Raw genomic sequence first — 13,225 nt, 5'->3', positions numbered from 1 at the left:
TCTCCCGTCAGGTGGTCTGCAGCAGCCGTTCGGTGATCTCGTGGGCGAAGGCCATCACGGTGCCCTGCGGGCTGATGCCGGTCGCGCCCGGGAGCACCGAGGCGTCGCAGAGGTGGAGGTTGTCGAATCCGTACGGCCGTCCGAGGGGGTCGCAGAGTCCGCCGCGGGCCGGGGCGCCCATCGGGCAGGAGGCCATGGCGTGCACGGAGACCAGCGGCCAGTGCGCGAGGCTGCCGCCCTCGGCGCACCGGCGGGCCTCGGCTTCGGAGCGGACCGGCGGGCCCGGGAAGGGCGGGTGGACCTCGGTGGCGCCGGCGGCGAGGAGCAGCCGGGCGGTGCGGTGGAGCGCGGAGCGCAGCAGCCGGCCGTCGGCGGCGGTGATCCGGTGGCGCAGCACGGTCAGGCCTCCGGGCAGGGCCGTGACGGCGAACCCTCCCTCCACCCGGACCTGGGCGGTGAACAGGGCGACCCGGTCCAGCTCCGCCAGCAGGGTGTTGACGGTGTCCGGGTCGTGGCCGGACAGGGCGGCCGCGAGGGCGCCGGGGGTGAGGTTGGCGGGCATCACCAGCAGGCCCTCGTCCTGGAAGTGCTGGAGCTGGGCGGTGAAGATGGTGCCGCGGGTGGCCCGCACGGGTTCGCGGAAGCGGGCGACGACCTTCAGGTTGACGTGGAAGGCGGTGCGCCGGCCGGCCTCGCGGCGGTGGATGCCGCTGCGCTGGAGCAGGGCCGGACTGCCGACCGGCCCGGCCGCGAGCACCACGGTGCGCGGGCGGTAGGTCACCGGTTCGCCGTCGGGGAGCACGGCGTGGACCTCGGTGACGGTCGGCCCCCGGTGGCTCAGTTTCACCACGCGGGTCCGGGGCAGGACGCGTGCGCCGTGGCGTTCGGCGGCGGGCAGGTAGCTGAGCAGCATGCTCTGCTTGGCGCCGGTGGGACAGCCGGTCGGGCAGCGGTTGGCGTGCGAGCAGCCGGGCGCGGCGCGGCGGGCCGGGGCCCAGTGCCAGCCGAGCCGTTCGGCGCCTTCGGCGAGCAGGCGGGAATCGCGGTTGCCGTCGCCGGGTTGCTGGGCGGCGACGCCGAGGCGGCGGGTGATCTCGCGCAGGTGGCCGTCGAGGTCGGTGCGGCGGTAGCCGTCGGTGCCGGCCCGGTCGGCCCAGCGGTCGAGCAGTCCGGCGGGCGGTTCCCAGAGCAGCCCGCCGTTGACGACGGTGGTGCCGCCGACGCAGCTGCCCTCGCCGAAGGCGATGACGGGCCGGCCGTGGATGGGGGCCAGGGCGGCGTGGCGGTAGAGGCGCCGGAGGTTCTGCGCGGGCGAGGAGGCGGCGATCTCGGCCGTGGTCACCCGCGGGCCCTCTTCGAGGACGACGGTCTCGCGTCCGGCCCGGGCGAGTCCGAGGGCGGCGACGCTGCCGCCCGCGCCGGAGCCGATCACCAGGGCGTCGCAGTCGACCGGGCGCGGTGCGCGGCTCATCGGGGGACCGCCCGGCCGGCGGTCCGCGGTACCGGGGCGTCGCGCCGGGCCCGGGCATCCGCCGTCCCGCTCCCGGCAGTGGCGGCGTCGAGCCCGCTGTACAGCGCGAGGGTCTCCGTCGTCCGCACCGCCCGGCCGAGCAGGGGCAGCCGCTCCACCCGCCGGAGCCCGCCGAGCAGGGCGGACGGCGGGGCGGTGGCGGGGCGGCGGCCCGTCAGCAGCAGGAGCGCGGGTGGCACCAGCCGCAGGGCCACGAGCAGGCCGACGCGGTAGTGCGGGGCGAGCCGGGTGAGGCTGCCCAGGATGTGGGCGCGGGCCGCGGCGCGGGCGTCCGCCCCGCGCAGGGCTGGGTAGCGCAGCGACCAGATCCGCAGCAGGAGGTCGACGGTCATGAGCGGAACCTCCCGGTGGCCAGTTCCTTGGCCAGCCTCCCGAGCAGGCGCACCGCGCCCTGTCCGAGCACCTCGTCGAGCGCCCGCAGGAAGGTCTGCGCCTCGGGTTCCTCGGCGACCAGCGGCGGGGCGACGATCAGCGGCAGGCCGTGGTTGGAGCCGAAGAAGGTGAGCACGCCGTGGTCGCGGTAGAGGGCGGCGATCACCGCGCCGGTGATCAGTTTGGTCCGGAGCCGGGGGTCGCGTCCGAGTGCTGCCGGGAGCAGCGGCAGCACGCGGTCGAGCGAGGCCGGTCCGGCCTTGAGGAAGACGCCGTGCAGGGCGCCGCAGCCGGCGGTCGAGGCGACCAGGGCGGGGTGCCGGACGGCTATGTCCCGCAGGCCCGTCTCCAGGACGGCGCCGAGTTTGCGGGCGCGCCCGGGGTAGTCGTCCTCGACGGCGACGGCGACGGCCTCCAGCGCGGTGGCGGTCTCCTCGCCGAAGCCGTAGTAGGTGGTGCTGTGCAGGGTGGCGTCCTGGAGGGTGTCGTAGGCGCGGCGGAAGACGGGCTCGCGGGCCACGTATCCGGCGATGGAGGCCTTGCCCCCGCCGAAGGACTTGGACATCGTTACCACGTCGGGGACCAGCCCGGGGTGGTGCATGAAGTGGAACAGCGCGCCGGTGCGGCCCCAGCCGGTGTAGACCTCGTCGAAGATCAGCACGATGTCCCGTTCGGTGCACAGCCGGCGGACCTCGCGCAGGAAGTGCCCGGAGCACTCGCGCAGGCTGGAGGCGCTGAGCGGCTCCAGGACGACGGCGTAGACGTCGCTCTCGCCGTCGACGCCCTGGTGCCGGTCCAGCGCGAGGGCGAAGGAGTCGAGGTCGTCGTAGCCGAAGTAGTCGGTGCCGGGGATCCTCGGGTAGTCGAAGTGGAGTTCGGGCGAGGCGGTGAGGCTGCCCGCGCCGAGCAGTTTGCCGTGGAACGAGATGTCGGTGTGCAGCACGGTGCCGCGGCGGCCGGCGTGGTACTTGTAGGCGAGTTTGACGGCGCCTTCGACCGCCTCCGCGCCGGAGTTGGGGAAGTAGCTGATGGCGAGGTCGCCGGGGAGCAGCCGGGCGAGGTTGTGGCTGAGGGCCGCGACGTAGGGCGAGAGGTAGTTCTTGTGGACCTCCATCCGGCCCCGTTCGGCGAAGCGCCGGCGGGCGGCGAGGATCCTCGGGTGGTTGTGGCCGTGGTTGAGGACCCCGATCCCGCCGGTGAAGTCGAGGATGCGCCGGCCGTCGCGCAGGGTGATCCAGCAGCCCTCGGCGCTCTCGACCAGGTCGTGTCCGAAGCCGAAGGCGCCGATCAGGGAGACCTGGCTGCGGCTGACGAAACTCCGGTAGAGCTCCTGGATCTGATGGCCGGTCAGTTCTTCGGCGGCCTCGATGTCCAGCAGGTCGTTCATTGCGCCTCCTCGGTCGCTGCCGCGCGGGGCCCCGCGTGCGCGCGGGTGCGGATCCGGTCCGCGATGAGTCGTCCGGCGTTCCGGCCGTGCCGCACGGCGTAGTTGGTGCCGCGGTCCTCGGGGAAGACCTGCGCCATGCTCGACATGTAGAGGCCGGGCACGGCGCATTCGGGCTCGGGGACGCGCCGGGAGTAGTCGGGGGTGATCACCGGCTGGGCGTGCTCCGCCCGCCAGACGTGGTAGCCGCGCACCCAGTCCTCCCGGAACTCCGGGAACATCCGGCGCAGGTGGGGCAGGCTGTGGCGGTAGACCTCCTCGTCGCTCATCCGGTACAGCTCGGCGTCGACCGGGAGGTACTTCGACAGGTAGACGAGGTGCCGGCCGCCGTAGTGCTCCGGCGTGTCGAGGTTGGTGTGCTCGATGACGCCGACGTAGGGGAACCGCGGGTCGGTGACGTTGAGCCAGTAGGTGTCGGACAGCGCCCGGCGGTTCTCCAGGACCAGGCACAGGTTGGCCAGGTACGGCACGCCGCGCAGCCGCCGCACCAGCCCCGGGAGCGCGGGGTGGGCTCCGGCGGCGTCGTCGAGCATGTCGGCCAGCAGCCCGGGGGCGGTGGTCACCAGGACCCGGCGGGCGCGCAGGGTGCGGTTCCGCGTCCGGACCCCGGTCACGCCCCGCTCCCCGACCAGGACGGAGCGGACCGGGCTGTCGGTGCGCACCTCCACGCCCAGCTGCCGGAGCCGTTCGCGCCAGGCCTCCAGCAGGACGCCGGAGCCGCCCCGCAGGTAGTGCAGCACCTCCCGGCCCGCACGGGAGCGGCTGCCGCCCCGCAGGTGCAGTTTGGTCCACATCCAGGTCGCGCCGACCTGGGGCGCGTAGGCGCCGAACTTGCCTTCCAGCAGCGGGCGCCAGACGACCTCGAAGGCCCGCCGCCCGCCCAGCCCGACGAGCCACTGCTCGGCGGTCAGCGACTCCAGCTCCCGCCAGTGCCGCACCCGGCCGGCCCGCACGGCCGACAGTCCGAGCCGCATCCGGTCGACCGGGGGGAGCGGGGCGAAGCGGAGCACGTCGAGCGGGCTGGAGAGGCGGTACACCGCGTTGGCGTGGTAGACGCCGGTGCTGGTGGGGTGGCGTTCGATCAGGTCCTCGCAGCCGAGTTCCCGGCAGAGCCGGAAGATCTCGCGGTCGGAGTCGAACCAGTGGTGGTAGAAGCGCTCCAACTGCCCGTTCCCGACCGGGAAGGTGGCGGCCAGGCCGCCGATCCGGTCGGACGACTCGACGACCAGGCAGCGCAGGCCGGCCAGGGCGAGTTCGTGCGCGGCGGCCAGTCCGGTGAAGCCCGCGCCGACCACGATCACATCGGCGTCGGGCTCGGGACCGGACCCGCCCGGAGGACCGGCGCGGCCGGTCGGGTCGGCGGTGCTCACCGGCCCAGCACTCCGGTTACCGCGGCGTGGAACCGCGCGGCGACGGCGTCGACCTCGTCCGGTCCGCTGCGCGCGGTCAGGCCGAAGTCGGCGCCGAGGTAGGTGTCGGTGAGCCCGATGGTCAGGGCGAGCGAGCGGGCGAGGACGTCGTCGGTCCGCGGCAGCGCGCCGGCCCGGTAGTCGTGCCGGGTGCGGTCGGGCGGGCGGCGGAAGGGGCTCGGGCGGGCGTCGCCGGCCATCAGGGCGGTGAGTTCGGGCAGGCCGCCGTAGTAGTGCTTGGGCGAGTGGAGCAGCGTGCGGCTCCCCAGTTCCTTGGCCACCGCGTCGGCACTCTCGGCGTCGTCGAAGAGGTACACCAGCAGCGTCGCGCAGTCGCCGTCGGCGTCGTGCAGCAGGCGCGGGCGCAGGCCGTCGCGGGCCGGGATCGCGGCGGACAGCGCTCGGGCGAGCGTCCGGTTGTGGTCCAGGATGGCGTCCAGACGGGCGAGTTGGGCCCGGGCGACGGCCGCGGTGAACTCGTTCATCCGCAGGTTGAGGCCGAAGAGCAGGTCCCCGTCCCCGGTCTCCTTCCCGTAGGGGAACCAGCCGTGGTGGTGGAAGGAGTAGGCCCGCTGGAAGACGCGCTCGTCCGGGGTGAGCAGGAAGCCGCCGTCGCCGCCGGTGATCACCTTGAAGATGTTGGTGGAGAACGCCGCGGCCTGCCCGAAGGTGCCGACCGGACGGCCCCGGTAGGTGGCCCCGCAGGCCTGGGCGGCGTCCTCCAGCAGGAACAGCCCGTGGTCGTCGGCGATCTGCCCGAGCGCCGCCAGGTCGCAGGGCGCGCCGAGCATGTGGATGGGCATGATCGCCCTGGTGCGCGGCGTGATCCGGGCCAGGACGTCGGCCGGGTCGAGGGTCAGCGATTCGTCGATCTCGGCGAACACCGGGGTGGCGCCCGCGAACACGACGGCCGAGACGGAGGCGGTGTAGAGGTAGCCGGGCACGATGACCTCGTCGCCCGGGCCGATGCCGAGCGCGGCGAGCGCGGCCAGCAGGGCGGAGGTGCCGCTGTTGACGGCCAGGCAGTGGGGACTGCCGAAGCGTGCGGACAACTCCGCCTCCAGGCCGCGGACCTGGGCGTCCACGCCGGGTGGGCGGGAGTGCGCGTCGGAGGTGGCGAGCCAGGAGTCGACGACTTCGAGGAGGTTGCGGCGCTCCTCGGCACCGAAGTGCGCGTATCCGGGACCGGGCATGATGCTCCTAGGTCGGTGGTCGGTCGGACGTCGGGGAACGTCGAAAGCGTCGGGGAAACGTGTCGGGAAACGTAGGGCGCGGCGGCCGGTACCGGTCGTGCGCCGCACTCCGGCGTCAGAAGACGATCGGGCAGAACGGCGCCGGGTCGTGGCGGAACGCCGTGGCGGCGGCCCGGACCGCGCCCGGGCGCAGTTCGCGCACCAGTCCCGCACGGGCGAGCTGCACCAGAGAGGTTCCGCCGAGGTGGAGGGCGCCCAGCTCCCGGACCGTCAGCTGCAGGTCCGCCGCGGCCGTGGTGGGCCGGCACTCGCCGCCCTCGGGGCCGGTGCGCAGCCGGAACCGGCGCTCGTTCCAGGGACAGAGGGGATCGGTGACGTCGAGGACGAGGTCGGTCTCGGCTGCGTAGCCCCGCTGCTCCAGTGCCCGGTCCACGTCCACGATACGCACGTGGAGCTGGTCGCGCAGGACGGGCGCGGCGCTGCGGGGGTCGGTGAGCAGGGCCAGCAACGGGTCGTCCACCGGCCGGTCGGCGACCAGGCTGCCGGCGAGGTCGACGTCGAGCAGGGCGCGCCACAGCGCCGCGCCGGAGGCGGGGTCGCGGGCGAACAGCTCGCGCACCGACACCTCGTAGCGCGGCACCGAGTCCTCCCAGGCCGCGGTCAGCCGGTAGAGGGCGTAGCCGGACGGCTCCCCCTCGTCCTCGACCACCATGCACAGCAGCCGTCCGGACCCGCCCCGGTGGTCGGGCAGGTCCAGGACGGCCCGGGCGGCCCAGACCGCGTCCCGGCGCAGCATCCCGGGCCGCTCGCCGACGCACTGCGCGTAGACGGCGGCGAGCGCGGCGGTGTGCTCCTCCGGTGCGCCGATCCGGACCGTCCGGTCGCCGCCGGCCGTTTCGCGCAGGTCGCGGGCGTACCGGTGGATCCGCACCTTGGCGGCCTGGCTGGCGAGGCCGAACCCGAAGCGGCCGTAGATCCCGGCCTCGGTGGTGTTGAGGGCGGCCACCGGCTCGGCCCCGGTCTCGTGCAGCGTGTGCAGGACCCGCAGCACCATGGCGCTCATCACGCCGCGCCGCCGGTGCTCGGGCGCCACGGTCACATAGCCGAGGCCGGCGACCGCCCCGGGGCCGCCCGGCAGGGTCATCTCCAACGAGTAGACGGCGCAGGTCCCGCAGGTGCGGCCGCCGGTCCGGGCGACCAGCGAACGCTTGGGTTCGAAGATCGAGGCCGCCGAGGCGTGGTAGTCCGCGGTGTGCCCGTACCCCCCGTACGCCAGCTCAGCGACCGGAGCAATATCCTCCCAGGAATCTGCGGCGGACAGCTCGGGAACGGCAGAGAATTCGGGCATGCTGATCACGCTCTCCTCGCGTTCTAAGGATTTCCGGAATTCCGATCATGACGGTCCGAAATATGAGACGGCGCGTTTCCAGAGACAGGTGGACCAGCGCACACGACTGTCCGATGACCGGACCACGTCAGAAGCCACAGGTATAGCACGATCGAACCGCGCGACGTCAAGAACCGCGCAAAACCCCGCGTGTTCACCGGCCGAGAAGGCGATCAATATTCTCAACCGGAATTCGATGATTCGCATTCAGCGCCCTTGTGATCAATGAAAGATTCACTCAGACTCGGCTGCGGTGGATGATCCCTGGTACGCCAGCGATCCATTCTGATCCGCCCCCCTGCCCGTTTCTCTGACCACAGCAAGGAGACAGGTATGTCCAACCCCAGGTTCATCGCCGGCAACACCTCCATCGACGCCTGGCAGCAGCACGTCGAGGAGGACAACGGCACCGGCATCTACATCGACGTCGACACCTCGGCGGGCAACTTCAGCGAGACGCCGGTCTACACCGCCAACCTCTGCGGCCGCGACTCGATGTGGACGACCACCGGCGGGAACACCATCTACACCCCGACCTCGAAGGGCTTCCGGATCTACGTCCGCTGGCAGGACGGCCGCCCGCTGCCGGTCGAGTACGCCGTGAGCCACGGCTGGTACATCAGCTGGGTGGCGACCGAGGTCTGAGACCCCGTCGCGGTCCCGCCGAACTCCTGATCCGCTCCCGGGCCGGCCGGTGGCCGCACCTGCTGCGGCCACCGGCCGGCCCGGGCGCGCCCGTTCCCGCTCCTGTCCCCGTCCTCGTTCAGCAACCAAGGGAGAGCCATGCGAGCCCCGACCGAGCGGCAGCTGGGCCAGTTCTGCGGCGACACCGTCCCCCTCCGCCCGGACGTCACCGTCTGGAGCCTCGTCGAGGCCGCGGCCGCGCGTACCCCCGAGGCCGTCGCGGTCGAGCACCCCGGCGGCACCCTGACGTACCGCGCCCTCCTGCGCCGGGCCGACGCCCTGGCCGCCCGGCTGGCCCGCGCCGGGGTCCGCCGGGGCGACTTCGTCCCGCTGGTGATGGCCGGCGGGCCCGAACTGCTGGTCGCCATGCTGGCCGTGCTGCGCTCCGCCGCGGTGTTCGTCCCGCTGGACGAGCAGTGGCCCGGCCCGCGCCTGCGCGCCATGGTCGACGCGTGCGGGCCCGCGGCGGTCCTGCTCTCCCCCGGCGCCGCCCCGGACGGCTGGTCCGCCCCGGCCCTCGCCGTCGCCCCGGTGTCCGGCGGGGACGACGCGGTTCTCGGCGAGGACGTCGCGGCTTCCGGCGAGGACGGCACGGCGGACGCGGCGGCGGACGCGGAGACCGCCGCCGGACCGCCGCCCGCGCCGCCCCGGCCGGAGGAACTCGCCTACGGCTTCTACACCTCGGGCTCCACCGGAACCCCCAAGTGCGCCCTCAACCTGCACAGCGGCCTGGCGAACCGGCTGCTCGCGATGGGCCGCCGGTTCGGCGCGTCCCCGCGGCACGTGGTGCTGCAGAACAGCCGACACACCTTCGACTCCTCCCTGTGGCAGCTGCTCTGGCCGCTCACCTGCGGCAGCCGGGTCGTCATCCCCCGCCCGCACGACATCCTCGACCTCACCGCCACCGTCGAGGTCATCGGGCGCCACCGCGTCACGATGACCGACTTCGTGCCCACCATCCTCACCGCGCTCGTCGAACTGCTACATTCCCGGCCCGAGTTGGTCGACGGCCTGACGAGCCTGCGGATGCTGCTGGTCGGCGGCGAGGAGATCGCCCCGGACAGCGTGCGCGCCCTGCGCCGGCTCCTCCCGCACCTGCGGGTCACCAACACCTACGGCCCCACCGAGGCCTCGATCGGCTCCGTCTTCCACGAGGTCACCTCGCAGGACCCCGTCCCGCTGCCGATCGGCCGGCCGATCGACAACACCTGGGCGGTCGTGCTCGACGAGCACGGCGAGATGGCCCCCGCCGGGGAGATCGGCGAGATCTGCATCGGCGGCGCCTGCCTGGGCACCGGCTACCTCGGCGACCCCGACCGCACCGCCCTGGCCTTCGTCGAGAACCCCTTCCCCGACCTGCCCGGGAAGCGGATGTACCGCACCGGCGACCTCGGCCACCACGGCCCGGACGGGCTGCTCTTCTTCGACGGCCGGCGCGACCAGCAGGTGAAGATCGGCGGCGTGCGGGTGGAGCTCTCCGAGATCGAGCACGCGATCGCCTCGCACCCCTCGGTGCGCGAGGCCAAGGTGCTGGTCAGCGACCACGGCGGCGGGCAGCACCTGGCCGCCTTCGTCACCCTGCGGGGCGGCCTGACGAAGGACCGGCTCCGGTCGCACCTCCGCGCCCTGCTGCCGGCCGAGCTGATCCCCAAGCGGTTCATCAGGCTCGACGCGGTGCCGGTGAACGGCAACGGCAAGACCGACCGCAGGGCCCTCGCGGACCTCCTGAAGGCGCCCGCGCCGAGCGAGGCGAACGGCTGGACCGCCACCGGGAGCAGCACCGAGCGCACCCTCGCCGAGCTGTGGAACGCCCTGCTGCCGGAACCCGTCACCAGCCCCGACGCCGACTTCTTCGACAGCGGCGGCGACTCGCTCCGCGCCCAGCGGCTCGCCCTCGCGGTGTCGGCCCGCTTCGACACCCCGCTCTCGATCCGGGACATCGTCCACGCGCCGACCATCGCGCTCCAGGCCGCCGCGCTCGACGGCGTCCGCACCCGGCCCGCCGCCCCGGCGGACGCCGCGGCGTCCGCCGGGGACCTGACCCTGCCCGCCGACATCCGGCCGACCGGCACCCCGCCGTCCGGACCGCCGCGCCACCTGCTGCTCACCGGCGCGACCGGCTTCATCGGCGCCCAGCTGCTGCACGACCTGCTGGAGCGGACCGACGCCGCCGTCCACTGCCTGGTCCGGGCCGACACCCCGGACGAGGCCCGGCGGCGCGTGGCGGACGCCCTGCACCGGTACCGGCTGTGGTCCGACCGGACCGCCCACCGGATCCACGCCGTCCCCGGCGACCTGGGCAGCCCCAGGCTCGGGCTCGCCCCGGCCGACCACCGCCGGCTGGCCGAGCAGGCCGACACCGTGGTCCACGCCGGAGCCATGGTCAACCTGGTGCGCGGCTACGGTGCCCACCGCCGCGCCAATGTGTCCGGCACCGTCGAACTGCTCCGGCTCGCCGCCACCGGCCGGCCCGCGATGGTGCACTTCGTCTCCACCCTCGCCGCCTGCTCGGCGGAGCCCGCGGGCGAGGTCCCGGTCCCGGAGCTCCCGGTCCCGGCCGGCCGCACGCCCGACAGCGGCTACGGGCACTCCAAGTGGGTCGGCGAACACCTCGTCCAGCTCGCCGCCGACCGCGGGATGGCGGTCGCCGTGCACCGGCTCGGCGAGGTCATGCCGGCCACCGGCACCGGCATCCCCAACCCCGGCTCCCGGGTCGAGCTGCTCATCCGGGCCTGCCTGCGGGTCGGCGCCTACTTCACCAGCGACCTCAGCACCGACTACACCCCCGTCGACCACGTCGGACGGCTGCTGGTCGCCGCCGTGAACCACCGCCGGCCCGGCTACTTCCACCTGCTGCGGCCCGGCCCGCTGCCGCTCGACGACCTGCTCGGCGCCTTCGGATCCGTCTTCGGCCTGCGCAAGGTCGGGTACCGGGACTTCTGGCAGGCCGTCCAGCAGGCCGCGGCCGCCGAGGCCGACGACCGGAGCCTCGCCGGGGCCCTCGCCCTGCTCCCGGCGCCGACGACCCACCCCGACCGCGCGCCGATGGCCTTCGAGGACGGCGCCGCCCGCTTCAGCACCACCCGGGCCGCCCGGCTCGCCGCCCTCGCGGACGCCCGGACCCTCCCCTCCAACCGCGACGGCCTGCACCGCTACGTCGTCCACCACGCCACCCTCCGGAGCTGACCCGGACGGCCGACCCAGGGCGACGAACCGGCCCGACGGGACGACCGGAACACCCGGGTCCGGGGCGGCGGTCGCGCGATCGCCACCTGCCCGGCACCGGGCCCGGGGGCGCCGGTCGGAGGGTGACGGGCCGCCGGCCTCCGGCCCCTCAGATCGCTAGGTCGCGGCGGTCGAGCAGCGCGAAGGCGGCGACCAGGCCGGCCACGCCGGCGGCGCAGAGGACGGCGAGCGAGGACCAGGGGACGGTGCCGTGGGCCAGGGCGTCGCCGGGCGTGTAGTAGTGGAAGGGGCTGAGGTAGCGCAGCGGGGCGGCGGGCTCCCAGGCGAGGGCCACGAAGTTGAGCGCGAAGCCGACCGCGCCGATGGCGACCGCCGCACCGACCACGTGCGCCCGGCGGCGGCTGACGGCCGAGACGGCGAGCACCGGCCCGGTCAGGCAGAGCGTGAAGCCGCACCCCAGCAGTCCGGCGGCGAACACCCCGCCGATCGGGACGGCGGCCCGCAGGTCGGGCGAGAGCGCGACGCCGACCGCCACCGTGGCGGTGGCCGCGGCGTTCAGCAGGACCGACGCGGCGGCGAGCGCCGCGGTCCGCTCGGCCAGCAGCCGGCGGCGGGAGACCGGGCGGGTCATCAGCAGCTCGATGGTGCCCGACTCGACGTCGGCGGCGACCGCGGCCGCGCCCAGCGCGCCGATGGCGGTCAGCTGGAGCGCGATCCAGAAGGGGTGGGTGAGTCCGGCGCCGAGCAGGCCGGGGTAGCTGGCGATGGAGACGTCCCCGTTGGAGCCGCTGAACGCCTTGAAGGCGTCCGGCGGGTTCGCCGTGCCGCCGAACAGGTCGGCGGGCGGCACCGTCCCGGTGATCACGACGATCAGGGCCTCGAAGACGACCATGCCGAGCACCAGCGACAGCAGCATCCGCCGGCGCCGGTGCAGGGCCAGCCAGACCAGGGGAAGCCGTCGGCTGACGGTGGCCCGGCTCATGACCGCGCCTCCGGTCCCGCGCCGCTCCCCGGTTCGGCAGCCGGCTCCTCGCCGGTCCGGTAGAGGTCGAGGAAGGCCTCGTCCAGTCCGGCCTCCTCGACGGTGAGGTCGGCGACCGGCAGGGCGGCGAGCAGGTCGCGCACCGCCGCCACGAGATCGTCCGGGGGCACCAGCAGCTCCACCCGGGGGCCGTCCCAGCGCGGGGACCACCGCTCGGCCGCGCCCAGCGGCCGCTCGCCCCGCCCGTCGCCCAGCACCAACCGGATCCGCCGGGCCCGGGCGCGGCGCAGGGCGGCCACCGACTGGACCGCCACCAGCCGCCCGCCGCGGATGATCGCCACCCGGCCGCAGGCCCGCTGAACCTCCGGCAGGACGTGGCTGGAGAGCAGCACCGTGCGGCCCGCCGCCGTCTCCTCGGCGAGGAGTTCGAAGAAGACCTCCTGGACCAGCGGGTCCAGCCCCTCGGTGGGTTCGTCGAGCACGGTCAGGGCCGGCCGGTGCTGCAGGGCCTGGACGAGTCCGAGCTTCTGCTTCATGCCCCGCGAGTACGCCCCCACCGACTTGTCCAGGTCGGCCCGGGACAGGCTGAGCCGGGTGCAGAGCTCGGCCTGCCGCGGCGCGGCCACGCCCTGGAGGCTCGCCAGCAGGTCGAGCGTCTGGCGTCCGGTGAGTTCGGGGTAGAGCCGCAGCTCGCCCGGGAGGTAGCCGATGGACGGCGACACCCGGCGGTGGTCGGCCACCGGGTCCAGGCCCAGGATCCGGACCGCTCCGGCGCTCGGCTTCAGTAGTCCGACCAGGCAGCGGAGCGTGGTGGTCTTCCCCGCACCGTTGGGCCCGAGCAGGCCGAACACCTCGCCCGCGCCGATGTCGAGGTCCAGGCCGTCGACGCCGACGCTCCGGCCGTACCGTTTGGTCAGCGATCTGAGCTCGATCACCGCCGTGCCCGCAGCGGACATGCTCCACCTCCCGTGGTGAGCGCGGATCCATGGTTCCCGCGCCGGACCGCGGCCAACCGGGCCGCCGCTCCCCCACCCTGC

The 13,225-nt window shown here is 74.4% G+C and carries 11 protein-coding genes; 3 read left to right on the top strand and 8 right to left on the bottom strand.

The window, feature by feature from the left end:
* Window positions 1-7 precede the first annotated feature (7 nt).
* From ACFC0B_RS07515 to ACFC0B_RS07490, 6 genes are all read right to left on the bottom strand, one after another.
* Window positions 8-1,471, bottom strand: coding sequence for a GMC family oxidoreductase N-terminal domain-containing protein (locus tag ACFC0B_RS07515; protein WP_376083514.1), 1,464 nt, complete (start codon window positions 1,469-1,471; stop codon window positions 8-10).
* Entirely contained in the window at window positions 1,468-1,863 is a 396-nt protein-coding gene (locus ACFC0B_RS07510) for a hypothetical protein (RefSeq protein WP_376083512.1), read from the bottom strand. Before ACFC0B_RS07510 ends, ACFC0B_RS07515 begins: the two co-directional genes overlap by 4 nt.
* Window positions 1,860-3,290, bottom strand: coding sequence for an aspartate aminotransferase family protein (locus ACFC0B_RS07505; RefSeq protein WP_376083511.1), 1,431 nt, complete (start codon window positions 3,288-3,290; stop codon window positions 1,860-1,862). Before ACFC0B_RS07505 ends, ACFC0B_RS07510 begins: the two co-directional genes overlap by 4 nt.
* Window positions 3,287-4,717, bottom strand: a complete 1,431-nt coding sequence (locus ACFC0B_RS07500; RefSeq protein WP_376083509.1) for an NAD(P)/FAD-dependent oxidoreductase — start codon at window positions 4,715-4,717, stop codon at window positions 3,287-3,289. The genes ACFC0B_RS07505 and ACFC0B_RS07500 overlap by 4 nt, the downstream gene beginning before the upstream one ends.
* Complete coding sequence (locus ACFC0B_RS07495; RefSeq protein ID WP_376083507.1) at window positions 4,714-5,949, bottom strand: DegT/DnrJ/EryC1/StrS family aminotransferase; 1,236 nt, start codon at window positions 5,947-5,949, stop codon at window positions 4,714-4,716. The genes ACFC0B_RS07500 and ACFC0B_RS07495 overlap by 4 nt, the downstream gene beginning before the upstream one ends.
* Window positions 5,950-6,064: 115 nt before the next feature.
* On the bottom strand, window positions 6,065-7,297 hold the full coding sequence (locus ACFC0B_RS07490; RefSeq protein WP_376083505.1) for a GNAT family N-acetyltransferase: 1,233 nt from the start codon (window positions 7,295-7,297) through the stop codon (window positions 6,065-6,067).
* On the opposite strand from ACFC0B_RS07490, the gene ACFC0B_RS07485 reads away from it, so the two are divergent.
* The 3 genes from ACFC0B_RS07485 to ACFC0B_RS07475 all read left to right on the top strand — a co-directional run bounded on the left by ACFC0B_RS07485 (window position 7,296) and on the right by ACFC0B_RS07475 (window position 11,206).
* On the top strand, window positions 7,296-7,565 hold the full coding sequence (locus tag ACFC0B_RS07485; protein ID WP_376083503.1) for a hypothetical protein: 270 nt from the start codon (window positions 7,296-7,298) through the stop codon (window positions 7,563-7,565). The two genes, ACFC0B_RS07490 and ACFC0B_RS07485, sit on opposite strands and share 2 nt — an antisense overlap.
* Window positions 7,566-7,669: 104 nt before the next feature.
* Window positions 7,670-7,981: a hypothetical protein gene (locus ACFC0B_RS07480; protein ID WP_376083501.1), complete on the top strand. Its 312-nt coding sequence runs from the start codon at window positions 7,670-7,672 to the stop codon at window positions 7,979-7,981.
* A 138-nt stretch (window positions 7,982-8,119) separates the two neighbouring features.
* Window positions 8,120-11,206 (top strand): amino acid adenylation domain-containing protein, encoded by a 3,087-nt coding sequence (locus ACFC0B_RS07475; protein WP_376083499.1) that lies wholly within the window; start codon window positions 8,120-8,122, stop codon window positions 11,204-11,206.
* A gap of 148 nt (window positions 11,207-11,354) precedes the next feature.
* On the opposite strand, the gene ACFC0B_RS07470 is transcribed toward ACFC0B_RS07475, so the two are convergent.
* Window positions 11,355-12,188: an ABC transporter permease subunit gene (locus ACFC0B_RS07470; protein ID WP_376083497.1), complete on the bottom strand. Its 834-nt coding sequence runs from the start codon at window positions 12,186-12,188 to the stop codon at window positions 11,355-11,357.
* Window positions 12,185-13,144, bottom strand: coding sequence for an ABC transporter ATP-binding protein (locus ACFC0B_RS07465; RefSeq protein WP_376083495.1), 960 nt, complete (start codon window positions 13,142-13,144; stop codon window positions 12,185-12,187). The genes ACFC0B_RS07470 and ACFC0B_RS07465 overlap by 4 nt, the downstream gene beginning before the upstream one ends.
* Window positions 13,145-13,225 lie beyond the last annotated feature (81 nt).

This window comes from Kitasatospora sp. NPDC056184, assembly GCF_042268405.1.
Classification (GTDB): Bacteria; Actinomycetota; Actinomycetes; order Streptomycetales; family Streptomycetaceae; genus Kitasatospora.
Note: the sequence above shows the minus strand (reverse complement) of the source record. Positions and strands in the feature narration are given on the sequence as shown.

Coding starts and splice junctions, on each gene's coding strand:
- ACFC0B_RS07475 (WP_376083499.1), top strand. CDS start 8,120: ATGCGAGCCCCGACCGAGCGGCAGCTGGGCCAGTTCTGCGGCGACACC.
- ACFC0B_RS07485 (WP_376083503.1), top strand. CDS start 7,296: ATGCTGATCACGCTCTCCTCGCGTTCTAAGGATTTCCGGAATTCCGAT.
- ACFC0B_RS07480 (WP_376083501.1), top strand. CDS start 7,670: ATGTCCAACCCCAGGTTCATCGCCGGCAACACCTCCATCGACGCCTGG.
- ACFC0B_RS07510 (WP_376083512.1), bottom strand. CDS start 1,863: ATGACCGTCGACCTCCTGCTGCGGATCTGGTCGCTGCGCTACCCAGCC.
- ACFC0B_RS07495 (WP_376083507.1), bottom strand. CDS start 5,949: ATGCCCGGTCCCGGATACGCGCACTTCGGTGCCGAGGAGCGCCGCAAC.
- ACFC0B_RS07470 (WP_376083497.1), bottom strand. CDS start 12,188: ATGAGCCGGGCCACCGTCAGCCGACGGCTTCCCCTGGTCTGGCTGGCC.
- ACFC0B_RS07490 (WP_376083505.1), bottom strand. CDS start 7,297: ATGCCCGAATTCTCTGCCGTTCCCGAGCTGTCCGCCGCAGATTCCTGG.
- ACFC0B_RS07515 (WP_376083514.1), bottom strand. CDS start 1,471: ATGAGCCGCGCACCGCGCCCGGTCGACTGCGACGCCCTGGTGATCGGC.
- ACFC0B_RS07465 (WP_376083495.1), bottom strand. CDS start 13,144: ATGTCCGCTGCGGGCACGGCGGTGATCGAGCTCAGATCGCTGACCAAA.
- ACFC0B_RS07505 (WP_376083511.1), bottom strand. CDS start 3,290: ATGAACGACCTGCTGGACATCGAGGCCGCCGAAGAACTGACCGGCCAT.